We start from the raw sequence: 23,781 nt of genomic DNA on the forward strand, positions 1-23,781 counted from the left end.
CGGTGCTCGCATTCGCCATGTGGGCGATCGTGACACGCGGTAGAGTAGTTAGGCTTACACTCCCTGCAACCGAGGCCAATGCCCAATGTTCGATACTCCTTTCATCATCCCGGTCGTGGCCATTATCGCCTGGGCCGTGGTGGCCGTGGTCCGGGCTAAGCATGGCATCGATGAGTCCGGCAATGTCGATGCATCCTCGCCAGCGGTGAACAAGATGGTCGAGGGTGCATTGGCTGAGCGGGACGCGGAGATCGAGCGCTTGCGCGAGCGCGTGCAGGTGTTGGAGGCGATCGTCACCGATACGCACAAAAGCCACCACCTCGCCGAAGAAATCGAGAGGCTCAGGGAGGGATAGCCCCGACGCAGTGCAGTAGCCGATCGCCGCGGGTAGGTGGATCGCCCCGCAGTCTCGCCGCGCATCGTGCTGCATGTGTCGTAATTCAGTCGCCGTTTGCGTAGAGCACTTCAAGGGCCGATCAACCGCCCCCGATAACAACGCTCATGGAGTGCAAACGTGACGACCCAATACCCCGCGCGCCAGGTGCTTTGCCTGGCGATGCTGCTGCTGATAGCCGTCGCAGCGCACGCGACCCCGATCTTGCTCACGGACACCTGCATCAACGACGCCGCCAGCCTCTGCGTCACGGGGTTTGAAGGCATCGAATTCGAAGACGTCACCTACGACGTCGATCTAGAGCTCACCTCCTTCGACGAGTTCGTCGACGCCGGCCCTCCGCGCTTCTGGGGTGACGAGGCCGGCGCCGATGCGATGACCTCACTGCTGCTGGGGTTGCTGGACGGAGCCGGGATCTCGGGGCCGCTCGGCAACGGAGAAGCTGCCTTCGACGCCATCGTGCTCGTGCACGGCGCCAACCCATCGCTGTACAACGCGTCGTGTGCCCTGAACAGCGGCGTGGACTGGTTTCTCGGGGACTGCAACGCCTCGCCCGAGGACGTGGTGGACCCACCGGGCTTCTACTGGACCCACGCGCGATTCACGGCGAGGGGCACCGTGGCGGAGCCTCCAACCCTGGCGCTGCTGGCCTTCGGGCTGTGGGGCGCGTGGCACCAACGCCATCGCGCACCCCTGAGTACGCGGCAGCGCTAGTCGCACACCTCCGTGGAGTAGCCACCACTCACCACATACGTGCAGCCATCGCTCGCGCGCCCCACCGACGTGCCGCCGGAGCGCCCGCCGAGTTCGGGCAGGTACACGCTGTTGCCGGTGTCGACGGCGCCGTAAGCCCGCGTGCGGGTGCCGCCGTTGCGTGCGGCCATCAGCAGGCCAAGGTCCACCAGCGGCGGGGAGAAGGAGCCGCCCTCCACATCCACCTGCCAGCGCTCGTTCATGCTGTAGCGCCCCGGAATGACCTGGCCGAGGAGCATCATCAGTTGCTGCACTTCCGTCGGGTGCAGGGCGCGCCCGTTGATGAATACGGGCGTGAGCCCGCCGGAGGCGTCGGCGCGCAGGGGGGCGTCGATGGGGTCGAGGCCCGGCGGCAGTTGCCCAGCGGCGGGGCCACCCTCGTAGCCCCAAAGGCCTGACACGTGGTCGTACCAGTAGCGACCGGGGGCGATCACCTGGCCGAGGGTACTGGCCACCGCCATCGCCTTCTCCGCGCTAAGGGCTTCGCCGTTCACCACGATGTTCGTGGCGCCGGTGGGCGCGAAGCTCTGGGCGTTGGCTGCGGCTCCCATGGAGAGGGCGCAGAGGAGAAGAATTCGGAGCGTATTCATGATCATAGATGGCATCCCGGTGCTGTTCGCGCGGCGCCTTCGGTGGCGACGTCACGGGCCCAAGCGGCCCGCGTTCATGAGCTACTACGCGTTGGCGCCACAAAATGGTCTATCCCCGCCACTCGCGCGGATGGGCGTTTCCGCCCTGCCGGTCGATCGGCTAGGCTGCGCTCGACTATTCGCTCCCTCACACCGCTCGAAGGACTGACATGACTCACCGCTCCACGATCCTCGGTGCGCTGCTGTATGCGTCGCTCACAGCCCTCGCCCTTGCGCAAACGCCGGAGGAGCCCGCGCCGCTCACGGGGCCTTACCTGGGCCAAACGCCGCCGGGGCTCGTACCGCAGGTGTTCGCTCCCGGTCTCATCTCGCTGGACGACGCCCGCGAGCTGAACGCCGTGTTCTCGCCCGACATGCGCATCTTCATGTTCACGCGCGAGCTCGACGGCGTCTTCAAGATCCACTACACCTACCAAAATCGTGAGGGTGAGTGGACGCCACCAGCCATGGCCTCGCTCTCTCGCACCTACCCGGGACACGCGGATGTGGACATGTCCTTCGCCCCCGGCGGCCAACGCTTGTACTTCATTTCCAAGCGCCCCCTGCCGGGCTACGCGCTCGAGACCTACAACCTCTGGTACGCCGATCGCACGCGCGAGGGCCTGCTGCCGCCGCAGCCCCTCGGCCCGCACCTGAACGGCGCGCCGCACGAGCTGTACCCCTGGGCGGTGGGCGACGGCAGCCTCTACTTCACCACGGAGCGCGCGGACACCCTCGGCCAGTTCGACACCTACCGCGCCCAGTATCGCGACGGCCGCTTCGACCCGCCGGTCAACCTAGGGCCCGCGATCAACAGCGAGCACGGCGAGGGCGATGTGTTCGTTGACGCGGATGAGACGATGCTGATCCATGTATCCAACGGGCGTCCCGACAGTCTCGGGCGCGGCGATCTCTACATCAGCTTCCGCCAGGAGGACGGCAGCTGGAGCCAGGGTCAGCACATGGGCGATGTGATCAACTCGAGCGATATCGACTACTGCCCCGCGGTAACGCCCGACGGCAAGTACTTCTTCTTCTCGCGGGGCGATGATATCTATTGGGTGGATGCGCAGATCCTGGAGCAGTTTCGCCCTTAAGGATTATGAGCAGCGTTTGAGTTGCGCGCCCCACTCGCGGGCGCGCTGGTCGACGCGTTTGGCCGTGTCCATCAGCCAGCGCTTCTTGCGGTAGGTGCCCCGCTTCCAGCCGCCGGCGCCCTCGTGGTAGGCGAGGTACTGGTTGTAGGGGTCCCACTTGGAGATGCCGACGGCGCGCTGGGACTGGTGCGTGTACCAGCCGACGAAGTCGATGGCGTCGGCGAACTTGTCGCGGTCGGCGAAGCGCCGGCCCGTGTCGTTCTTGTAGGCCTGCCAGGTGCTGTCGAGGGCTTGGGCGTAACCGTAGGCATCCGACGGGCGCTTCCAGGGCACCAGGCCCAACAGCTTCTTGCGCGCCGGCTTCGCGTCGTGCTCGAAGGCCGACTCTTGATAGATGATGGCCATCTGCACGTGCGTGGGCGTGCCCCAGCGCTGCTCGGACTTGCGGGCGGCTTTCCGCCAGCTGCGTTTCTCGGCGAAGATCGAGCAGATGTTGTCCGGATCTCGCGGCGGGGAGGTGGCGCAGCCGGCGAGTAGCGCTGCGGCGAGGAGTGTAACGAGTCCCGTGTTGCGAGCCACTGATGTATAGCGGGGGCGCGGTGGCGGAGGGCGCATCGTTGGCTTCAACGGATCTTCCTACGAGGTCAGGCGTACGCTTGGACGTGCTATCCTTCCGTGAGTTCTGCCCTAACGATAGCGCAGCCTAAGCGCTGAGGCGGGCGCCGGCGGCACTTGACCGTCGCCGGAGGCCTGCGCGGATAATGCCTGCCGTCCCAGGAGCGCCTTGCCTCGGCGCTTGTCAACGTCGTTTCCCGATCCCTGTGGAGTAACCGCCCGTGTCATTGATCACCCCTGCTCGCCGCCGCCTCCACGCGGCCAGCCAATGGCTTGCCCGCTTGGCTTACGCGTTCGCTGACCCGCGGGAGGATGACAGCCACAGTGCGCTCCTGTGGCGCGAGGGCACCCTCGAAACCGACGCCCTCGGTACCGCCGGCCCGGCACAACTCGACGCGGTGACCCTCGCCCTCACCCTGGCGGGGCGGACGGTGCCCCTGGCCGATCTCGACGAACGCCAGCGCCACGATGCGGTGATTGCCTTGCTGGCCATGGCGGGCCTGGATGGGACGCGCTTAGAAGTCGCGCTGCCGTGGAGCGGGGAGGCGCCCGATGCGGATGTGGAAGCGGAGCGCGCGCTATCGCCCAAGGCCGTGCAGTCGCTGGCGATCTTGTACGAGGATGCCTCACGCGCCCTGACTGCCCTCGCGGATGCCTCTGCGCACGCCTCCCCGGTACGGCTTTGGCCCCATCACTTCGATATCGCCACGCTCATCACCGCCGCCGATCCCTTCGAGTCCGTCGGGGTGGGGTTGGCGCCTGACGACGAACACATCGACGCCGCCTACTGGTACGTGGCGCCGTGGCCTGCCGCGCAGGCCGCGAGCCTGCCCCCGGCGCCCGCCGGGTGGCGCTGGCAGCGGGATGGGTTCAGCGCACTGGTGGCGCCGCGAGAGGACGGCCACGCCGGTGGGATGGACGCCGAGCAGTTGCAGGCGGTGCTGGCGATGGCGCGCCAGGCGTCGCCAGGTCAGCAGGGTGGCGACGCGTAACGAGGCGATTCCTTAAGCGAAGCGGAAGCTCTCTACGCGCGTGTTGAGTGACGATGAGCGCGCGAGCAGATCTTCCGAGGTGGCGGCCAGTCGGCGCGCCTCGTCGCTGTTCGACTGGGCCACGGACAGGAGCTCGCCCATCGCGCTCGCCACCTCGTGGGTCGACTCGCTCTGGTGCTCCGAGCCGGAGCGGATCTCGCCGACGCGGTCCGCCGTTTCCGCCACCTTGGGGGCGATCGAGGCGAACACGCCTTGGACCTGCTCGGCGGTCTTCACCGAGCCCTGGGCCAGCTCGTTGATCTCCAGCGCCGCCTTCTGGCTGCGCTCGGCCAGCTTGCCGATCTCGTGGGCGACCACCGCGAAGCCCTTGCCGTAGCGGCCGGCGCGGGAGGCTTCGATGGCGGCGTTCAACGACAGGGTGTTGGTGCGCGAGGCGATCTCCTTCACCACGGTGATGCTGTCGGAGATGGTACGCATGCTGCGCACGGCCTCGGCCACCGTGGTTTCGCCCTGCTCGGCGTCGCGGGAGGTTTCCTGCGCGATACTGTCGGTGCGTTCTGCGCTGCCGCTGTTGGAGCGAATCGCGGCCTGTACCTCGGCCAGCGCCGAGCGGCTGTGTTCGACGCGGGCGGCTTGGCTCTGCGCACCCTCGGCGATGGATTCGGCCGCGGACGCCACATCAGCCGACGCGCGGGCCAGGGACTTGGCATCCGCCTGCACCATCTCGAGGGTGGTGCGGAGTTGTTCGCGCATCTGATCCACCGCCACCACGATGCCCTGGCGTGCGCGGATTGTCTCGTGCGCGCGGAGATCGCCGCGGGCGATGCGATCGGTCATGCGCCGAACCACGGCGGGCTCCGCGCCGAGCTCTGCGAACAGGTAGAAACCAAAGGCGAACACCGCAGCGCTGACCACCACGAGCACGCCCACGCCTGCGGCGATGCCGCGGGTGACGCCCGCTGCCGCCTCGTCCGCCGCCGCCGCCAGTTGCTCGAGGAGCACTTCGCGCACCGTGGTGTTGGCGGCGCTCAGGCCCTTGATCACCTGCGTGCCACGATCGAAGTAGGCGCCACCGGTGGTGCTGTCGGGGGCGGCCATGACGTCGCCGGCGTGTTGGGTGTAGGTCCCCAGGGCACGCACCGCATCACCGACGCCCTTGCGCAGGGAGTCGCGTTCGGCGACGGCCTGGTTCTCCTCGATGCCACTGACCAGGGCGCTCGCGAATTCGCTCAGCACGCGGACGTCGCCTACCACCGAGGCGTTGGCACCTCCGCTCGTCACGTAGCCGGCGCCGAGCCCACGGATCTGCCCCGTGTACTCGGCGGCCTGACCGAGGTCCATCTGCAGTTCGCTCAGCAGCATCACTGAGAGGGGAAGGGTGTTGAGGTCGCGGCTCTGTTCGGAGCGCACCGCTGCCTGAATCCGCGCGATCAACTGCGTGTGGGCACCGAACACATCACGCGGGGCGAGCCCCGGCGTGTCGGTCATTCCCTGCACCTCGGTCCATCGCCGCTCGAAGCGCTTGAGCGCATCGGCGGTGCTGGAGTCCGCGGGGATCATGGCCTTGGCGCTGGCGAACAACGCCTTGATCTTCGTGCGGGCTTCGAGGCGTGGCGGCCGCGCACTGTCATCGCCGTTCAGCACGCGGGAGGTGAGTCCGCGGTGCAGGGCCATGAGGCGCGTGACGTCGCGCAGCGGCTGCAAGGCTTCGTTCCACTCGGCTGCCGCATGGATCAGCTCGAGTTGGTGTCGGTCGCGCTGAATGCTCTGAAGGCTTCCGACCAGGGTGTGGACGAACACCAGCCCCGCGAGTCCAAGCAGCGTCCCGCGGACGCCGATCTGGCGCAGGAGGCGGAGTATGTGGCTGGCCATTCGGATCTCCGATGTAGCGGGTTGGCGATGGCCACGCGGGCCTTTGCGTCATGTCAATCCTAGGGACGCGCCGTCCACAAACGTGCGATCTGACTCAGGTTTCCTCCCGCGTATTGGGTTGCTAGGCCAATAATCTTGAGCCGGGTCTCGCCGGCTCAGGTATTCCCCTGAGCGGTCTCGAGGGGCCTACGGCGGCTGCTATCCTCCTGACGGAAGTTTTGGTCGGTGAAGGATCGGTCTTTGGATGATGTAGCTGGAGCGGCACGACGTCGCGTACTGGGGGCGGTGGCAGGTGGCGCGGCGCTGAATTTACTCGGGGCTTGTGCAAGCTCCCCACATGATGGGGCCGCCAACTATGTACGCGCCCACTCTCGCCACGGCTTCGTCGCCCCCAGGGTCAGTGCCGAGCGCATCGTCCGCGTGATCGCCGGGCTTCGCCCCTATCGTCCGTCGGGCTTTGTCGTGCGCCGGGAAGCCCTCGACGAGAAGACCCTCATCCACAACTATGGTCACGGCGGTGGGGGGATTTCCCTCTCCTGGGGAAGCTCGGCGCTGGCCGTCCGCGAGCTGCAGGGGCAAGCCCCGGCGCAGGCCGCGGTGATCGGTGCGGGCGTGATGGGCCTCACCACCGCCCGCCTGCTGCAGGATGCCGGCTGGCAGGTCACCCTCTACACGGCGCAGATGCCCCGGCATACCACCTCCAATATCGCGGCCGGGCAGTGGGGGCCGACCAGCGTGTTCGAGTTCGACCGCGTCGACGAGGCCTTCGAAGCGCGCTACCAGTGGGCGGCGCGGATCTCCCACCACGCCTTCCAGAACCTCGTGGGCTCGCGCTACGGCGTACGCTTCCTCGAGAACTACTACCTGGGCGATCGCCCGCATCAACCCAGCTACTACGAGCGTGAGCTACCGGAGCTCTTCCCCGCGGTGGCGGATCTGTTGCCCGGCGAGCACCCCTTTCCCGTCGAGCACGCCCATCGGGTGGTGACCATGCAGATCGAGCCGGCCATCTTCCTGCGCCAGCTGGAGGCCGATATCCGCCTGGCCGGTGGCCGCTTCGTGGTGCGCGAGTTCACCTCGCCTGAGGAGTTGCTGGCCCTGCCGGAGCAGACGATCTTCAACTGCACGGGGCTCGGCTCGCGCGAGCTGTTCGGTGATGAGGAGTTGACGCCGGCGAAGGGGCAGCTGGTGTTCGTGCTACCGGACGCCCAAGTCGACTTCGCCACGATCGGCGGCGGCAGTGGCGTGCGCTACATGTTCCCGCGCACCGGCGAACTGGTGCTGGGCGGCTCTTGGCAGCGTGGGGAGTTCAGCCTGGCGACGGACGTGGGGCTTGCCGAGCGCATCGTGGCGGACCACCAGGCCCTCTACGACGCGATGGCCGTGTAGGCCGACGGCCCCGGCCGAGTGGACGACGGCCTAGAAGGGGACGTCGTCGTCGATGAACGAGGAGGAGGCGGCCGGCGGCGGCTCGGCGGCAGCGGGCGGTGGGCTGCTCGCTTGAGCGCCTTCGCCCTGCTGGATGCGCCAGGCCTTCACGTCCGTGTACCAGCGCCCGTTGTACTCGCGACTCTCGAGGTCGAAGTGCACCGTCAGCTCCTGACCCTCCTGGATCTGAAACTGGTCGATCTTGTCGCCCCATACCATGAAGCACACCTGCTTCGGGTACTCGCCGGGGATTTCGATGACGTACTCCTGCTTGCGCCAGGCGCCGCGGGCGGAGTTGCCGGACACTTCCGGCAGTACATGGGTGATCTTGCCTGTCAGTTCCACGGGGCGGTGCTCTTCCTGAGATGATGGGTGCCAGTGTTGAGCTGCATATTACCCGACCCGTCGGCCCCTGGACGATGTCCCTGTATTTCGAGCACGAATTCGAGGCGACGATCCGCTACCACGACGTGGGCAGCGCGCGTTACCGCTACACGGTGGTCTTCCTGCCCGATGCCCTGAAGGCGGTGCTGCCCCTCGAGACGCATCCGCGCCTGCGCATCAGCGGCGAGGTGGATGATCACCCGTTGGAGGCCTCCCTCACCCCCGTGCGCGGGGAGTGGTACGTGCTGCTGTCGAAGAAACTGCTGAAGGGGATCGACGCGGTGGTCGGCGACACGGTGACCGTCCGCTTTCGCATCGCCGATCAAGATGCGGTGGAGGTGCCGGTGTTGCTGCGCGACGCGTTGGCGCGAGATCAAACAATGCGCGCCCTGTGGGAGGCATCCACTTCGGGCAAGCAACGCGCGCTCGCCTACCGGGTGGCGAGTGCGAAGCGGGCGCCCACGCAGGAGAAGCGCATCCAAGAGGTGTTCGCCATCCTGCGCGGCGATCTCGACATGCGCGGCAAGCCGCTGTCGCCTGAGGGGTGAGTGCTCAGGTGGACGCGGGCCGACAGTCCGAGGGGGAGACTGCCGGCCCTTGCCCAGCGGTTAGGGGAACCGCTACCTGATCGACTCGAGCACCGTGCGCACGCCGTCGATGAGATCCGCGCCGAACGCTTCATCCAGCCGGCCGTCGTCTACCAGTCGCTGCACCTGACGCCCAACCAAACGCAGTTGGAACCGCGCCACGGTGAGCTCCTCGGCCTCGACGTTGCCGCGGGCAGCGCCGAGCGTGGTGCGAAGGAGCGCGGCGGGGCCCTGGTCGAGGGCGCCTTCGGCCTCCAGTGCGTCGACCCGCCCGATCAGCACCTCGATCTGCGCCGCGGCGGGCCGTGCGACGACGAACACGGCGGTGGTGCGGGCCGGCACCTCGAAGGTCGCGAGGGCTACGTCGTAGTAGGCCGTACGAACGACGGGATCATCCGACTCGGCTTGCACCGGGTGCAGCGTGTACTCGCCGTCCCCGCCGGCCAGGGCGAAGGGGAAGCTCACGGCCTCATCCCCCGCGTTGAACAGGGTGACGATCTGCGTGCGGGCGAGGTCGATGTCGCCCTCGGCATCCGCGGTGCTCATCACAATGAGTCCCGGCACCTGAGCAGGGCCTGTGTTGTGGAAGCTAACGCGAGCCTTCACTTCCTCGCCGGATTGCAAGCGGAACAGGGGACTCGAGCGCCGGATGCGCAGGAGTTCCGCGAAGCGCGCCGTGGTGGTGCGCACATCGTCGGCCTGGGGCGCGAGGAGGGGGTCGGCGAGGAGCGGACCCATGATGCCCCAGTTGTCCTGGTTCTTCTCCGCCACAGGCAGGCCGTTGCCCCAGTTGGTGGTCTCGCCGGTCCAGTCGATGGCGTTGTACCAGTCGCCCGAGTTGAAGCTGTCCCGATCCATCGACTTCGAGCGCAGGAACTCCTGGCCCGCATGGATGAAGGGGATGCCTTGGCCGAGCAGCACCAGGCTGTTGCCGAGCTGCTGGATGCGCATGCGATCCTCGATCGAGGTGGCCGTGGGCGCCTTCAGGGCTGTGGCGTCGAAGAGGGTCTCGTTGTCGTGGGCGGAGACGTAGGTGATGTTCTCCTGCGGGTCCGCCGTGTAGCCGGCGGGCTGGCCGAAGTAGTCCACCTCGTCGGCGCGCACCTCGTTGCCGTTGGCATCGATGAGGAGGTAGTCGGCGAGGTCGCCGGCGAGGCCGATGCGCAGCCAATCGGCGCTGCGCAGGAGGGCGGCCAATGCGTCGCCCTGGTCCTGACCGTTGGGGTCGTAGTAGAGCCCGTTGATGAAGCCCTGATCGCGTACGTTGCTGAAGGGGTTGCCGCCGCGTACACCGTCGCGCAGGCGATCGCTGAAGGTGCCGATGCCGGTGCCCGCCATGTTGCGTTGGGTGGCCTGGACGAAGCGGGCGTCGTTGGCCACCTCGCCGAAGTTCCAGCCTTCGCCGTAGACGTAGATGGACTTGCCGTCCACGCCGTCCTCCTCGACGGTCAGGGCGTCGAGGGCCGCGCGCACGGCCAGCATGTTGGCCTTCGAGTGGTGGCCCATGAGGTCGAAGCGGAAGCCGTCCACCTTGTAGTCGCGGGCCCAGGTGACGAGCGAGTCGACCATGAGCTTCTCCATCATGGCGTGCTCGGTGGCCGTGTTCTCACAGCAGGTGCTGCGCTCGATGTCGCCGGTGGCGTTCAGGCGGTGGTAGTAGCCGGGCACCACGCGGTCGAGGACCGACTTGGCGTTCTGACCTGACGCGTTGGTGTGGTTGTAGACCACATCCATGATCACGCGCAGGCCAGCGTCGTTGAGCATGCGCACCATGGCGCGGAACTCGAGGGTGCGTGCGATGCCGTTCGGGTCCGTGGCGTAGCTGCCCTCGGGCACCGTGTAGTGCCAGGGGTCGTAGCCCCAGTTGAAGCCGTCCTGGTCGGCGGTCTGCGCCACGGCGGCCTGCTGCTGGTCCGAGTCCGGCGGCAGCAGGGCGAGGTCCGCGGGATCCGGCGCCTGCCAGGCGCTCTTGTCCTCGCCGACGCTCGCGATGTCGAACACGGGCAGCAGGTGTACGTGCGTGAGGCCCGATTCGGCCAGTACCTGCAGGTGGTTGGCGCCCGCGGTGCTCTTGTACTCGAAGGCGGCGAAGGTGCCGCGCGCCTCGGTCGGCACGGTCAGATCGTTGACGGAGAAGTCGCGCACGTGCAGCTCGTAGATCACGATGTCTTCCGGCGCCGCCAGCGATGGCTTCTCGTAGGTGAACCAGCCTTCGGGCGTCGTGCTGGGGGCGGTGAGATCCACCAGCAGACTGCGCTGGCTGTCCATCGAGAGGCCGAGGGAGTAGGGGTCGGTGACGAGGTTGTGCTCGACGTCGCCCGTGGACGGCACGAACACCTCCACGTCGTAGAGGTAGTACTGACCGACCCAGTCGGCGCTGCCGGTGATGCTCCAGGTGCCGGTGGCGGGGTCGTTGGTCATGCCTAAGGGCGTGCCGCCGGCGCCGGGATCGGCGCTGTCGTAGAGCACCAGGCTCACCTGCTTGGCCGTGGGGGCCCACAGGCGCAGGGAGGGGGTGCCGTCACCGCTGAACTGCGGCCCCAGAGCGCCGTCGTAGGTGTAGAGGTCGTCCAGCACGCCGGGCAGCTGCAAGCTGGTGGCGTCGAAGGGGCGTAGCTCATCGTCCGCCACGGAGAGGGCGATCTGCCCCTTGAGCAGCGTCGGCACCTGGGCCAGGTCTCCCGGGGCGAGCTTCAGGGCGCTGTAGCCCGCCAGGTGCGGGAACTTCTCTTGCACCACGTCGGGCAGGCCGTTCGGATCGAAGGTGAGGGTCAGCGCGCCCTCGGCGCCCGTCACCCCCTCCGCGTCCGTGCTCATGCCGCCGGTGCTGGCATAGTGAAGTTGATAGGTGTCGGCGGCGCTGCCCGTGTTCCAGGCGATCGTGTCTTCGCTCACCCAGTGGGCGGTGGCGCGGGCGAGGCTGCCGATCGGGCCGCCTTCCTCCAGGCCGATCTCGAGGATGTTGGTGTTCGGGTCGTAGGTGAAGAACACCTCGGCCAGGGGCGCTGGCACGGTGAAGGGGATGTTGTCGCCGCCGGGTACGCCGCCGTCGCCGTAGTTCTCATCCCAGCTCTCGTCGATGGCCACCTTCGCTTCGTAGTCGCCGGCGGGGAGGGTGGCTGAGAAGCTGTACGTGCCGTCGCCGTCCGGGTCCTTGAGCCAGGAGCGCAGGCAGCTCGGATCCCAATCGCCCGGGCAGCCGAGTTCACTCTGGAAGCTGCCGGGCACCGTGGCGATGACGGCGTTGACGTTGCTGGTGACCCAGTTGGTGCCGCGGTCGAAGTAGAACTTCACGTCCGCCGCCTGCTCGAGGTTCAAGGGGATGTTGGGGCCGTTGAACTCGGCGTTGTCACCGTAGTTCTCGTCCCAGGCGTCGTTCAGCGGCGCCTTGTACTCCCAGTTGCCGGCGGGCACGGCGAAGGTGTTCTGCCAGATGAGGTCATCGCCGTCGAACACGAGGTAGGTGGCAGCGCAGTCCGGCTGCCAGTCCCCTGGGCATCCGAGCTCTTCCTGCAGGCTGCCGGCGATGGTCACGGAGGTGGGCTCGGGGCGCGGCGGGGCATTGCCAATCGTGAGGAGGTTGGTGGTGCTGTCGAAGGCGAACTCGAGCTTGGCGATGTCGCCGGGCACGGTGAAGGGGATGTTGTCGCCGCCGGGTACGCCGCCGTCGCCGTAGTTCTCATCCCAGCTCTCGTCGATGGCCACCTTCGCCTCGTAGTCGCCGCCGGGCAGGTAGGCCTGGAAGGTGTAGACGGCATCGCCGTCCGGGTCCTGCAGCCAGGAGCGCAGGCAGCTCGGGTCCCAGTCGCTGGCGCAGCCGAGTTCGCTCTGGAAGCTGCCGGGGGCGGTGGCGATGAGGGAGTTGACGTTGTCCGTGACCCAGTGGGTGCCGTGGTCGTAGTAGAACTTCACGGCCGTCTCTTGGGCGAGGTCGAGGGCGATGTTGGCGCCGTCGAGTTCGCCACCGTCGCCGTAGTTCTCCGTCCAGGAGTCGTTCAGCGGTGCTTTGTATTCCCATTGGCCGGCGGGGACGGTGAAGGTGCCCTGCCAGACCGTGTCGTCCGCGTCGTAGGTCAGGTGGGTGGCCTCGCAGTCCGGCTGCCAGTCGGCGGGGCAGCCCAGGGCTGCCTGCAGGCTACCGGCGATCGCGACGCTGGCCGGCTCCGAGCTGTGGTGTGCCCAGAGCGCGAAGGGCGCGAGCGCTGCGATGATTGCTGCGCCGCGACGCCATGCCCCGGTCCTACCCGTGTGTTGCGTGAGTGGTGTCCGCATCTCCCTGATCCCCCGATGCTTTGTCTATGATTGCAAATTTTTTCATTGCAACTTACAGAGAATATTTCGACATAAACCTCTCTAGAGAATCTTACACTGCAATTATTTGCATGAAGTTGCAACGGCGTTTCATTGTGCGGGTGCGGCATTGAACCGCGATGTCGGGCCCGTGTTTTTGCCCGCAAAGATGCTGAGAAGCTACCGAAATCAATAGCTTGCAGGGACGGCTCGGCGTCCTGGGAACTGGGTGTCTGTGGAGGCGCCTAAGCCGCGGGTGCGTTGGCGCGGCGACGCTCGCGCAGCCAGGCGTAGAGACCGCTGGAGACCACGATGGCCGCCCCGATCAGCGTGAGGGCGTCTGGCCGTTCGCCGAGCAGGACCACGCCGATCGCCAACGCGAAGATCAAGCGCGAGTAGCGGAAGGGGATGACGGCGGAGACGTCACCGATACGCGTGGCGGCGATGAGGCTGGCGTAAGCGACGGCCCCGATGATCATCGCCATGGCGAGCAAGCCCCAGGCCTCGCCGCTCGCGTGGGTGAATCCTCCGGTGAACGCGTTGAGGGCTGCGCCCGCCGGCAGCATGCAGAGGTAAGCCCACCAGGCCAGCTGCGGCGATGGGATCGTCGCCGGGATGCGGCGCGAGGCCAGATCGCGGGCGGCGAGGCCGAAGGTGGCGAGCAGTGCCAGCAAGGCCTCCGGGCGGAACCCTTCGAAGCCCGGGCGCAGGATGATCAAGACGCCGACGAGACCGATCAGTACCGCTAGCCAGCGCCGCCAACCGACGTCTTCCTTCAGCCACAGAGCGGCGCCCACGGTCACCACCAGCGGCGTGGCTTGAAGGATGGCGGCCAGGAGCGACAGGGGGATGAGGGCGAGGCTGCTCACGTAGCACACGGTGGCCAGCACCTCGGCCACGTTGCGTGCCACCACCAGGGGGTGGGCGAAGTCCCTGGAGATCAAGGGCGCGCCGCGCACCTTGCAGAGGGTACCGAAGATCACCGCGCCGCCGATCGACAGGATCAGGATGATCTGCCCGATCGGCAGGCCGAAGGAGGCCTTCTTGATGAAGAAGTCCTCGAAGGCGAAGGCAGCCATCGACACCACCATGAGCAGGATGGCGCGGGGATTGTCGTTGCTCAATCAGGGTTCCTCGACGACAGCGTTCCCCGGTGTCGGGCGCTTGCACGAGCATTATTGTAGGGGGAAGTCGATCCATTGTCGCAGTGCGACGTGAGCCGCCATGGCAGGGCCGCTATGTTCCCCTGGCTGACTTGCCAAGGAGAGCATCGATGCTGTCAACGACCAATGCGAAGGCCCTCGGGGCCGTGGCCGCCCTCACCCTCATGAGCACCGCCGCGCTCGCCGCCAACGAGTGGATTCAGATTCCGGTATCAGGGGAGATGCAGTATGAGCTGCCCAACGGTGAGTTGAAGACCATCGATCCCAGCTGTTCGGGCGGCCCCATCTTCGTCGACGGCGAGATCGTCGCGGCCGACACCCAGTACTCCTTCTTCGTGCAGCCCGGCAGCTCGCGACGCCTGCTGATCTTCCTCGACGGCGGGGGCGCCTGCTGGGATGCCAACACGTGCTTGGGCACCCCGTTGCTCAACGCCTCCACCTACCAGCTCACCGTCGATGAGACGCCGGAAGAGCTCGCCGAAGCGAGCGGCGTGTTCGCCGCCGATAATCCGGACAACCCGTACGCGGACTACACCAAGGTGGCCATCCCCTACTGCAGTGGCGATGTGCACTGGGGCGCCCGTGACACGACCTACACGCTGGCCTTCCCGCCGCTGGAATGGACCGTACGCCACCGCGGCAGCGACAACTTCCTCTCCGTCCTCCACTACCTGCGCACGCAGGGCGATGAGGTGGGCGTCGACTTCGAGGAAGTGCGCAACCTCACGGTCATGGGCGCGAGCGCCGGCGCCTACGGCACGATGCTCGCCTTCCCCTACATCGCCGAGCTGGCACCTAACGCCCGTCTTCGTATGCTTGCTGACGCCGGCATCGGCGTGCTGAACGAGGCCTTCTACACCACGGCCCTGTTTGATCCCGACGCCCCTGACGCGGCCAACTGGGGCGTCGCCGACGCCCTGCCCAACTTCATGGGCCTCGATCAGAACTTCCTCGCCACCTTCGTCACCCAGCCCCTGGCCCTCGTGCCCGGCTGGTTCACCGAGCTGGCCCAGTTCCGGCCGTTCGCCAAGCTGGCGATGTTCACCAGCAACCTCGATCAGACCCAGGTGGACTTCTACGCCCTGATGGAAGCCCTCGACGGCCGGCCGCTGGATGACCCGGCGATACCGCTGGAGTGGTACCTGAAGATGCAGGCCATCACCAACGCCACGGAAGGCCTACGCAACTACCGCACCTTCATCGAGGACGGCGACTTCCACACCATCACGGGCAGCGAGGGGTACTACGTGCCGGGCGCGTCGGGCATCTCCGTGCGCGATTGGAACCAGGCGATGATCACCTTCGGTGTGGACGGGTGGGAGACCGTCGATGTGGGGTCGCCGTTCTAGGGGCGTTGCTGGGAGGCGCGAGGGAGCGCCGAGCTGGCCCCTCGTGTCGCCGGGGCGATAGCGTCGAAGTTCCGGGCTATCGCCTTACTCTTGCAGTAGGTGTCTGAAGTAATGATGGCGCGCGCTAATCTGACTCTGCGCGGCCATACACGATAAACGCCTGGCCTGCATCCACCCGAGAATCGTCCGGGGTTTCGCTCTGGGCGCCGATCAGAAGATCCCCGACGCCGTCGTGGTTCACGTCCCCGAGGCCGATTCGGCCGGCGAACGTAACGTCCGCAGTGCCATTCAGGACGAACCCCAGGCTGCCGTCGCCACCGTTGTCGGCTAGTAAATCCGACAGCTCGACGATCGGTGGGAAGCGGCCCTCGTTCTGGGTGTCGCGTCCGTAAATCACGAACACCTGCCCGGCGCGATTGCGTCCCGAGGGATCACCGTTGGGCGCTGCCACGACAACATCGTCAATGCCGTCGCCGTTGACATCAACGCCGCCATCGACGTCGCTCCCTGCCATGTCCGCCTCGTTGATGCCGTTGAGGATGAACCCGAAGCGACCATCGCCTCCCCTCTCTGGCAGGAGCTGTGCGAGTTCAACCACCGGCGGGAAGGCGAGTCCGCCGTCCTGGCCGCGGCGACCGAACACTACGTAGGCTCGGCCGGCCCGGTCACGATCATCTGGTGAGGCGTCGCGAGCGCCGACGATAAGGTCGTCGACGCCGTCGTTGTTCACATCCCCCGCGTTGGCGACGTCGATGCCCGTCAAGTCTCCAGAGGCGATACCATCGATGAAGAACCCCACGCTTGGATCTGCGCCGAACGGAGGCGTCAACGTGGCCGTGTTGATAGTCGCCGGGAACGGCTGATCGGACGGGCGCCCAAAGACGACGTATACGCCACCACTTCCGTCCGGTGAGGCCCCTGTGGCACCGAGCAACAGGTCCACGGTGCCGTCACCATTGATATCCGCTCCACCGGCAACACTATCTCCCAGGCTCTCAGTATCGGCTCTCGCCCTGACGGCCAGCCCGCTGCTGCCATCACCACCGCTTGCCGGCAGGAGTCGGCGCAGTCTTAGGCGAGGTGGGAAGGGGGTATCCCGCCCGAACACGATGTAGGCCGCCCCTTGGCGGAAGGTGCGGCCGGCGTCAACGGCACCGACGATCATGTCGGCGATGCCGTCACCATTGATGTCACCCGCGGCTCCCACGCTGCGGCCGGCCGAGTCCTGGCGTTCCGCCCCGCTCATGACGAAGCCAGCCGAGCCGTCCCCGCCCGTCTCCGGGGTCAACTCGCTGAGCAGCAACTCAGGCTCGAAGGTGTCACCCGCCGTTGTATCGCGCCCGAATACCACGTAGCTCTCTCCGCGATCCAGGCGGTCAGCGGTGAATCGGCCGCCGATGAGTACGTCGCCGATGCCATCGCCGTTCAGGTCATCGATGCCAGCGAGGCTGTAGCCCGCGTAGTCGCCTTCGAGATCGGATCTGACGATGAATCCCTGACTGCCGTCGCCGCCGTTCTCGGCCAGCAAGGAGGAAGCCTCAAAGACGGGTTCACCGGGCGGGATCGCGCTGCTGAAAACCACAAACGTCGCACTGACTCGCTCATCGATGAATCGGTTGGAGGAGACGATGATATCGTCGATGCCATCGCCGTTGAGGTCAGCCCCGGAGGTGATGTCATCCCCCAGGCCGTCCGCCTCATCGATGCCGTTGATGATGAATCCCTCCGATCCGTCGCCGCCGTTTTCCGGCCGCAAGGAGGAGAGTTCGAACTCAGGTGGGAAAGGTCCCGCCGCTGCCTGAGCCGCGACAAGCGCAACCCCGATGGCGAACGCATGGGGTCGTGGTGTCTTGAAGAGCGCGCCGATGTCGCGGCGCAAGGATCTATTGCTTCGAGGTTGAGATACGACGTCCTGGCGGGTGAGCATGATCAGGTCCCTTCCGTGGTCTGATGGTGCGCGCCTGGAAGGCGGCTGTGTTCTGGCAGGGGGTAGGTGCTTTACTTGGTCCCTAGCCTAACACTCCCGTGCCTCCGCCATTGCATGGCGAGCACGACCCAGCAGGTGGGAGCTGACGCGCATCGAAGATAGAGCGCAAAAACGAAGCGAGGCGGCACTCGGCCGCCTCGCTCCCTCGAATTATGCTCGGACGCTTACGGACACAACGGCCCGGGCTCGATCATCAGGCGCTGCCACCCCCCATCGATCCGCGTGCCATCCGCGTTCACCACCCGCACGTAGTGCTGATTCCAGCTGGGCGGATCGAACAGCCCAGGCGTGTTCTCCACCTGGATATTCAGCTGATAGTCGAGATCGGTGACTCCCTTCATCGTGCCCGGGAACAGGGACTGATCCGGGCGCCCGACCATCAGGCGGTAGAACAGCAGGGGTTCCATCTCGGCAGCCGACTCCCAGATCAGGGCACCCTCATCGTCCCGTTGATCCGTGGGGTGGAGCGGCAACACGATCGGCCGCAAGGGCACCTGGCCGGGGTCGTCAGGACGCAGAGTCACCACGGGCGGGCCGGCCGTGTCGCTGTCGTGCACGTACAGCTCCAACGCGGCGCCGTGGCGGATGTCCTCGCCGCTCACCCGGAACCGGCGCGGTGCCTCGTGGCGCAGGGTGCACAGGCCATAGCCGTTCGGTGCGTCGTTGAGCAAGCCCCATTGGTACACGCGCACGGAGTGGCCGTGGGTGCCGTTGAACCCCGGCGCCCCGTCCCACAGGGTGGTGAACTTAGGCACCTCCGCGTAGCCCGTGTTGGTCACCATCGGCTGCAGACGCACGTTGGCGGGGGTGGGGCCCGTGAGCGGGCTGGGGAGTCCGCTCGGATCAGCCACGCGACGTTCGGTCCCTAAGGGTACGCCCTGCAGCACGAGCCGATCACGCGTGCCGCTCACCATACCCAACAAGGTGATTCGGTCCACGGTGAGGCCGGTCGGCTCTTCGCGGTACGCCGGGGGGGAGCTCGTCAGGTCGAACCAGAAGCCACGCACCACGCCACCGGCCCACAGCTGGGCGCTCACGCCGGCGTTGGCCCGCGCCGCCTCCGCTTCCAGATCGTCCACGTCGGCGAGCAGCGCGGGGTCCGTACGGTTGGTCGGCGTCACCGTGAGGGCGCGGCCGACCATCGGTCCCACGCCGCTGTCGAACTGGTGCACGAACTCCATCAGCGCCTCGAGGCTTTCACAGTACTGCACGCCGGGTAAGCAGAAACGGCCGCTGAAGAACGTGGTGTTGAAGGCGTTCATCGAGGCCACGCCGTTGTAGACGTCGGAGAGCGTGGGGTTCAGAAGGCCCGTGTGCATGACGCCCTCGTAGCCCGTGATCGGCGAGTCCTCGAACTGCGATGAGCCATCGCGATCCAGCCGCGCCTCCTTCTGGAACAGCATGCGCATCGCGGCCGTCTCCATCACCTTCGCATCGCCAAACACGGTAAATGGCGGATCCTGCAAGGGGTGTGGATTGACGCCACCGATGTTCTCGGTGATCACGTTGTCGCTGCCTTCGGGCAAGGCGTGGCAGCCAGCGCAGCTGTTACCGGACGCGACGACGATGTGATAGAACTTCAGCCCCAACATGGCCCCGCTGCCGTCGACGACCAGCGTGTTGTTGTTGTCAGGGTCACCGAGTTCGCCAGAGGGGATGCGGTTGCGCGGTTGCTTGGGATTCGGCGCGTACTGGACGGAGTTAATGAACTCCTCGAACGCCTCCATCTCGTGATCGGATACGCCATCGCCGCCTAGCAACGAGGTGAATGCGCCCTGGAAGGCGACGAAGTCGACGCGATCGCCGCGCCAGTGGTAGGGCGCGTTGGTGAACAACTCCTGGCTGTCCGGTGCCACCTCGAAGTTCAACAGGCCTTCGAGGGACTGGGTCACCATGAAGTCCTTGTCGGCGTCGAATTGGGTGGGGAAGTTGTCCCCAGGTGGGAGCAGCTCAGGCGGGATGTCGACCGCGTTGCCGTCGCCCAGATCCCAGGCCAGACCGTCCGTGCGACCGTCGTGGTGGCAGCTCGCACAGCTGACGAAGCCGTTACCGGAGAGGCGCGCGTCGTAGAGGAAGCGGCGGCCCTCAGTGATGTAGCTCGGCGTGGGGTCCGCGGCGAGGGCGAAGGCATCCAGCACCGTCTCCGTCGCCGCATCGATGATGGTCACGGAGTTGTCGATGCGATTAAGTACGTAGAGGCGCGGGTCATCGCCGCCGCGAAGCGCCAAGCCTCGCGGGCCCGCATGGCTCGCGATCAGCGGGCTGATATCGATGCGGCGCAGGGGCCAGTTCACCGGGTTTACCGCGGGGTTGGGTTCGATGACGCCGATGCGGTCGCTGCTGAAAGCGGTGAAGAACACCTTCTTCAGCGAGTCGTCCGGGGCGAAGGGCACGACGTCCGTCAGGTAGGCGAGGGCGTTGCCCTTTTCCACCGGGCGGGTGATGGGGTGTGGATCAATGAAGGGATCCAGTCGTCGACCATCGGGGCCCAAGTTGCCGATCGGCAGGGCGGCGACCTCCTCGTTGACGTCCCGGGCATGCACCACGGGATCGTCGCTGCAGGGGTTCTCCACCAGGTAGAACATGCTCTGCACGAAGCCGGTGGGCGCGGCGGCCACCTGGTCTTCGTCGCGCAGCTCGTTGCTGGCCATGGCGCCGACCACGAACAGCTCCTCGTTGGGCCCGAGGGCCATGTTGGTGTTCTGCGAGCCCAGGCCACCGAGAGCGCTCTTCGCGCCGCCTGTGAGGTCTTCGGTGTAGAGATCGAAGTCGTAGCGCACGGTGTTGCCGCCCTTGTGGCCGATCACGAACAGGCGATCGCAGGCGACCTGGGCGGTGCGTGGCTCCTTCAGCGCGATGTCGTCGACCTCTCCGTTGGCGTCGAAGTCGAGGTCGACGCCGGCGCTGACCACTGCGTCCAGGCGCTCGTCGCCGGGCGCTACAGGCAGCAAGTCCTGGGCGGTGAGCTTGCTGATCGCATCGAGGGTCATGTGGGTGACCACCACGATATCGCGCGGTGTGCCCTGGTCATCGACGGTGGCGAAGGCCATGTCGAGCGGTGCGTCGGTCACCTGCTGCGTGGTGATCAGCGTCGCCCGGACGAAGTTGCTGGGGTCGCGGGCGAGGGAGATGGCAGTGATCGAATCCCCTAGGAAGTTGGCGACGTAGGCGCGCTTGAGGCCCTCGTGCCAGCGTACGGACACGGGCTCCAGGCCCACGGGCAAGCGCATCACGAAGCGTTGATCGACCGGCACGGACTCGTCCGTGCGCCAGATCTCCAGGGCGTTGTCCGGCGTGTTGACGATGAGCAGAAAGTCCTGCGCCCCGATCGTGACGAGTTCGATCGGGTGCACCTGCGGGCTTTCGACGTTGAAGTAGTCCGTTCGGCCCTGGGCCGCAGCGGGCGGTGGTGTGGTCAGCGATAGGCAAACAGCGAGCGCTGCGCCCGCGCCCGCCAATCGGTGCGCGAAGTTCCGTTTCATGATCTCCCCCTAAAGGTCGTAAGCGGAACGCTCGCGCGTTCCGGGCACGGAGACCATGGCAACGATCTATTTTACTAGGTGACCGCCTGGTGCAGGCCTCCATTCCTAAGGGGAGTCCTGTAGGTCCGGTGTTTGCCCCTAGTCGCCATCATTGGGCGATGTAGAGGGCGCTCGAGGTCCACAGGCAGCCTGGCGTGGGCGGTGCGTCGCAGTTGCTCTGCCCCGGCGTGCGCATGACGAAGATGAGGGAGCTCGAGTCGGCATCGCCGGCCACCGATCCCCACGAGGGCAGCACGAGCTCGCTGACCAGGCCTGCCGCGATCCAGCCGAGCTGGGTGCTGGCGAGGGGCAGGGGGAAGAAGTCCTGGTCCGCGCGCAGGTACACCTTGTCGAGGACTAGCCCGTCGGCGATGGCGCCGGACTGGGACATGTTGATCGACAGGTCCTGGTCGCTCTGGGGGCCAAACAGGTTGCCCACGCAGGGCACGCACGGATCGGATTCGGGGAGTGGGCCATTGCCTGCCACCCATTGATCGAAGGGGGTGATGGCCAGCGCCTGTTCAGCGTCGCCGAGCGGATCGCTGTGGATCATGTTGGGACGGCTGCCGTGCCAGCAGCGACCGAAGCCGTCGTGTTCGATGCCGTTGAACAGGGTGCCGGCGACGTGGTTGCAGGTGCCGTAGGTGTCGTCGCCGCGCGCGAGCACGTAGCACGCCTGCTGGGCGTCGTAGCGCGGCTCGTAGGGAGCGGCGGACTGGGTGTTCGCGCCGACGTCGATCCCTTCGGTTGCGAGGTTGGCCAGCCAGCCCGCGAGCAGGGCGCTCGAGTAGGACGAGCCGCCGGGCGCGGGCCAACCGCCGCGCAGGCACAGGGCGTTGCCCGGAATCAGCGCGCGCGTCGGCGAGGGGCTCTCCCAGGCACCCGCCGCGGTCGATTCGGCGAAGAACTGGTTGAGGTCGAGCATTCCGGTGTCGATGACCCCACGCAGGGCAGCGGGGTAGGTCTCCCCCTTGTGGTTGCCGGCGGCAGCCACCTCGATCGTGCCCTTGTCATCCAGGTGCTGTAGCACGCGTGATACCTGGCACGAGGCGCGATCGCGTGCGCAGGTGTTCGCGTCGCGGGCGTCGTCGTGCTGGGCGGCGCGACCGAAGCTCATGTTCAGCGTGATGGGCGGCGGACGGCCTTCCTGATCCACGGCCTCGGCCACGCGGCAGGTCGCGGCCAACACGTGCAGGTCCGTCACGGTCTCGCCGAGGGCGTCCAGGGCGGGATCGTCGAGGAGGAAGAGTTCGGCACGAACGGCAGGACCGGCCATCGTGTCCGCCAACCAGTGGGTGCTGGCGCCGTGTTCCGAGTCGAAGTCGACGACAGCGATCCAGGGAGTCTCCAACGGGTTGGGGTCGCCTAAGCGACCGGGTAGCTGTGCCCGCTGCTGCCCGCCGAGGACGCCGACGTGACCGACGCCGCCGGCCTCCTGCGCCTGGCGCGGGGCGGGGTAGGCGGTGTTCTCGTCCACGCCCGTGTCCAAGGCGGTGCAGCCGGCGGGGGCGACCACGTCGACGAAGTGGTAGACCCCGAGGTTGCCGCAGGGCACTTCGAGGCTCGAGGTGCCGCGGGGGCAACTGCGCTCGAACAGGGCCCACGGGGTGCCCGCCAGCGCTGGGGCGCTTGCAGCGATCAGTGTTGTGGCCACGATCGCCGAGGGCAGGCGTTGCCGGGCGTGCAAGATGCTGGTTGTCATCGTCAACTTCCTTGTCGTCAATGCCCTGCAGGTGGAGCTTGGGTGGACTCCAGCAGCTGATCCAGCGCGGTGTGCGGATCGACCGTCGCGCGAGGGCGCGATCTTGCGACAGACCGGGGTGTCGCAGATCGCGCTTACGCTCGCTGGGTGCGACGGTCGATTCGCACCACCGCCACTGAATCAGCTGCTGGAGCCCACTAGGGCGCCTCCTGCGGTAGCAGTTGCAGTTGCAAGCGGTAGGCGCGACTGCGCGGGCCGTTCAAGTGTTGTTCTGGTTGCGCCGTAGCGTGTGGCTGAGGCATGGCGCCCTCCTCCGCGACGACCACCCACAGGGTACGGACGCCAGGCTGCTCTGCGACCAGGGTGCGGGCGGACGCGCTCAGGGTGGCAGCGCCGCGATAGGGGGTGATCTCCACACCCGTCTCGATGGCGACGAGTCGGCCGCTCGCGTCCTCTAGGAACACGCCGTACTCGACGCCGTCGCGGGCCCCCGCCGCGGCCTGCACGGTGATGGTCAAGCGGGTGTCCGGGTACGCGTTGATCGGCGTCGACAGGTCCGTGGTTGGCTCGGCCGTCGCGCGGGTGGTGGCGAGCGCTTCGACGCTCACCTCGAAGGCGGCGTCGCCCACCCACGGCTCGACCGTGCCCTGGCGCGTCAAGAAGGGCAGGAGGATGGCCATGCCCAGCACGGCCGCCGCCAGCGCCCAGCGCCCGCGGGTTTGTCCCGGGGCCGCCTCTGCCTCGGCGGCGACGGCGACGGGCTCCGGCTGACCCGCGCTGAGCAGCCGGTCGCGCACCGCGTCCGGGGCCGGATCGGTGACTACGCCCGCGAGCGTGGCGAGGCGTGCGCGCGCGTCGGGGTTGTCGGCAAGCCACTGTTCCACCTGGGTTTGCTCGGCGGCGGACAGCGCCCCCTCGCGGAAGGCGATGAGCGTGGCATCGTCCACGGGCCTGGGCGTGGCCCGCGGACCCCTCACCCGCTGGGTGAGTTGCCAGAGCAGTGTGTTCGGCTTCATCG

At 67.0% G+C, this 23,781-nt stretch carries 17 protein-coding genes; 7 read left to right on the forward strand and 10 right to left on the reverse strand.

Annotation, left to right across the window (positions count from 1 at the left end; genetic code table 11):
• The first annotated feature begins 85 nt into the window (after positions 1-85).
• Positions 86-355 carry a hypothetical protein gene (locus AAF184_14640; GenBank protein MEO0423572.1) on the forward strand — a complete coding sequence of 90 codons (270 nt, stop codon included), beginning with the start codon at positions 86-88 and terminating at the stop codon, positions 353-355.
• A gap of 159 nt (positions 356-514) precedes the next feature.
• On the forward strand, positions 515-1,108 hold the full coding sequence (locus tag AAF184_14645) for a hypothetical protein (GenBank protein ID MEO0423573.1): 594 nt from the start codon (positions 515-517) through the stop codon (positions 1,106-1,108).
• On the opposite strand, the gene AAF184_14650 is transcribed toward AAF184_14645, so the two are convergent.
• Entirely contained in the window at positions 1,105-1,737 is a 633-nt protein-coding gene (locus AAF184_14650; GenBank protein ID MEO0423574.1) for a hypothetical protein, read from the reverse strand. The two genes, AAF184_14645 and AAF184_14650, sit on opposite strands and share 4 nt — an antisense overlap.
• A 209-nt stretch (positions 1,738-1,946) precedes the next feature.
• Here AAF184_14650 and AAF184_14655 point away from each other — a divergent pair, with 209 nt between their 5' ends.
• Complete coding sequence (locus AAF184_14655) at positions 1,947-2,873, forward strand: hypothetical protein (protein ID MEO0423575.1); 927 nt, start codon at positions 1,947-1,949, stop codon at positions 2,871-2,873.
• 3 nt (positions 2,874-2,876) lie between these two features.
• On the opposite strand, the gene AAF184_14660 is transcribed toward AAF184_14655, so the two are convergent.
• Positions 2,877-3,452 (reverse strand): transglycosylase SLT domain-containing protein, encoded by a 576-nt coding sequence (locus AAF184_14660; GenBank protein ID MEO0423576.1) that lies wholly within the window; start codon positions 3,450-3,452, stop codon positions 2,877-2,879.
• 257 nt (positions 3,453-3,709) lie between these two features.
• Here AAF184_14660 and AAF184_14665 point away from each other — a divergent pair, with 257 nt between their 5' ends.
• On the forward strand, positions 3,710-4,480 hold the full coding sequence (locus AAF184_14665) for a hypothetical protein (protein MEO0423577.1): 771 nt from the start codon (positions 3,710-3,712) through the stop codon (positions 4,478-4,480).
• A gap of 12 nt (positions 4,481-4,492) precedes the next feature.
• On the opposite strand, the gene AAF184_14670 is transcribed toward AAF184_14665, so the two are convergent.
• Positions 4,493-6,352 carry a methyl-accepting chemotaxis protein gene (locus tag AAF184_14670; protein MEO0423578.1) on the reverse strand — a complete coding sequence of 620 codons (1,860 nt, stop codon included), beginning with the start codon at positions 6,350-6,352 and terminating at the stop codon, positions 4,493-4,495.
• A gap of 240 nt (positions 6,353-6,592) precedes the next feature.
• Here AAF184_14670 and AAF184_14675 point away from each other — a divergent pair, with 240 nt between their 5' ends.
• Positions 6,593-7,741 carry an FAD-dependent oxidoreductase gene (locus AAF184_14675; protein MEO0423579.1) on the forward strand — a complete coding sequence of 383 codons (1,149 nt, stop codon included), beginning with the start codon at positions 6,593-6,595 and terminating at the stop codon, positions 7,739-7,741.
• 30 nt (positions 7,742-7,771) lie between these two features.
• Here AAF184_14675 and AAF184_14680 read toward each other — a convergent pair whose 3' ends face one another.
• On the reverse strand, positions 7,772-8,125 hold the full coding sequence (locus tag AAF184_14680) for a DUF3127 domain-containing protein (protein MEO0423580.1): 354 nt from the start codon (positions 8,123-8,125) through the stop codon (positions 7,772-7,774).
• 74 nt (positions 8,126-8,199) lie between these two features.
• Here AAF184_14680 and AAF184_14685 point away from each other — a divergent pair, with 74 nt between their 5' ends.
• Positions 8,200-8,712 (forward strand): YdeI/OmpD-associated family protein, encoded by a 513-nt coding sequence (locus AAF184_14685; GenBank protein ID MEO0423581.1) that lies wholly within the window; start codon positions 8,200-8,202, stop codon positions 8,710-8,712.
• Between the two features lie 72 nt (positions 8,713-8,784).
• Here AAF184_14685 and pulA read toward each other — a convergent pair whose 3' ends face one another.
• Together pulA and AAF184_14695 are read right to left on the reverse strand one after the other, a co-directional pair.
• The gene (gene pulA / locus AAF184_14690) at positions 8,785-13,023 is read right to left on the reverse strand and encodes a pullulanase-type alpha-1,6-glucosidase (GenBank protein MEO0423582.1); all 4,239 of its coding nucleotides are present in this window, start codon (positions 13,021-13,023) and stop codon (positions 8,785-8,787) included.
• A gap of 263 nt (positions 13,024-13,286) precedes the next feature.
• A complete protein-coding gene (locus tag AAF184_14695; protein ID MEO0423583.1) occupies positions 13,287-14,165 on the reverse strand; it encodes a DMT family transporter in 879 nt (292 codons plus the stop codon).
• A gap of 149 nt (positions 14,166-14,314) precedes the next feature.
• On the opposite strand from AAF184_14695, the gene AAF184_14700 reads away from it, so the two are divergent.
• On the forward strand, positions 14,315-15,553 hold the full coding sequence (locus tag AAF184_14700) for a pectin acetylesterase-family hydrolase (GenBank protein ID MEO0423584.1): 1,239 nt from the start codon (positions 14,315-14,317) through the stop codon (positions 15,551-15,553).
• A gap of 124 nt (positions 15,554-15,677) precedes the next feature.
• Here the strand turns inward: AAF184_14700 and AAF184_14705 are convergent, their stop codons facing one another.
• From AAF184_14705 to AAF184_14720, 4 genes are all read right to left on the reverse strand, one after another.
• Positions 15,678-17,432: an integrin alpha gene (locus AAF184_14705; protein MEO0423585.1), complete on the reverse strand. Its 1,755-nt coding sequence runs from the start codon at positions 17,430-17,432 to the stop codon at positions 15,678-15,680.
• Between the two features lie 272 nt (positions 17,433-17,704).
• Positions 17,705-21,022 (reverse strand): hypothetical protein, encoded by a 3,318-nt coding sequence (locus tag AAF184_14710; protein MEO0423586.1) that lies wholly within the window; start codon positions 21,020-21,022, stop codon positions 17,705-17,707.
• Positions 21,023-21,170: 148 nt separating this feature from the next.
• Positions 21,171-22,763 carry a hypothetical protein gene (locus AAF184_14715; GenBank protein ID MEO0423587.1) on the reverse strand — a complete coding sequence of 531 codons (1,593 nt, stop codon included), beginning with the start codon at positions 22,761-22,763 and terminating at the stop codon, positions 21,171-21,173.
• A gap of 197 nt (positions 22,764-22,960) precedes the next feature.
• A complete protein-coding gene (locus AAF184_14720; GenBank protein MEO0423588.1) occupies positions 22,961-23,779 on the reverse strand; it encodes a hypothetical protein in 819 nt (272 codons plus the stop codon).
• Positions 23,780-23,781 lie beyond the last annotated feature (2 nt).

This window comes from Pseudomonadota bacterium (assembly GCA_039815145.1).
Classification (GTDB): Bacteria; Pseudomonadota; Gammaproteobacteria; order Steroidobacterales; family JBCBZW01; genus JBCBZW01.

Coding starts and splice junctions, on each gene's coding strand:
- pulA (MEO0423582.1), bottom strand. CDS start 13,023: ATGCGGACACCACTCACGCAACACACGGGTAGGACCGGGGCATGGCGT.
- AAF184_14650 (MEO0423574.1), bottom strand. CDS start 1,737: ATGAATACGCTCCGAATTCTTCTCCTCTGCGCCCTCTCCATGGGAGCC.
- AAF184_14640 (MEO0423572.1), top strand. CDS start 86: ATGTTCGATACTCCTTTCATCATCCCGGTCGTGGCCATTATCGCCTGG.
- AAF184_14715 (MEO0423587.1), bottom strand. CDS start 22,763: ATGACAACCAGCATCTTGCACGCCCGGCAACGCCTGCCCTCGGCGATC.
- AAF184_14720 (MEO0423588.1), bottom strand. CDS start 23,779: ATGAAGCCGAACACACTGCTCTGGCAACTCACCCAGCGGGTGAGGGGT.
- AAF184_14700 (MEO0423584.1), top strand. CDS start 14,315: ATGCTGTCAACGACCAATGCGAAGGCCCTCGGGGCCGTGGCCGCCCTC.
- AAF184_14710 (MEO0423586.1), bottom strand. CDS start 21,022: ATGAAACGGAACTTCGCGCACCGATTGGCGGGCGCGGGCGCAGCGCTC.
- AAF184_14685 (MEO0423581.1), top strand. CDS start 8,200: ATGTCCCTGTATTTCGAGCACGAATTCGAGGCGACGATCCGCTACCAC.
- AAF184_14670 (MEO0423578.1), bottom strand. CDS start 6,352: ATGGCCAGCCACATACTCCGCCTCCTGCGCCAGATCGGCGTCCGCGGG.
- AAF184_14655 (MEO0423575.1), top strand. CDS start 1,947: ATGACTCACCGCTCCACGATCCTCGGTGCGCTGCTGTATGCGTCGCTC.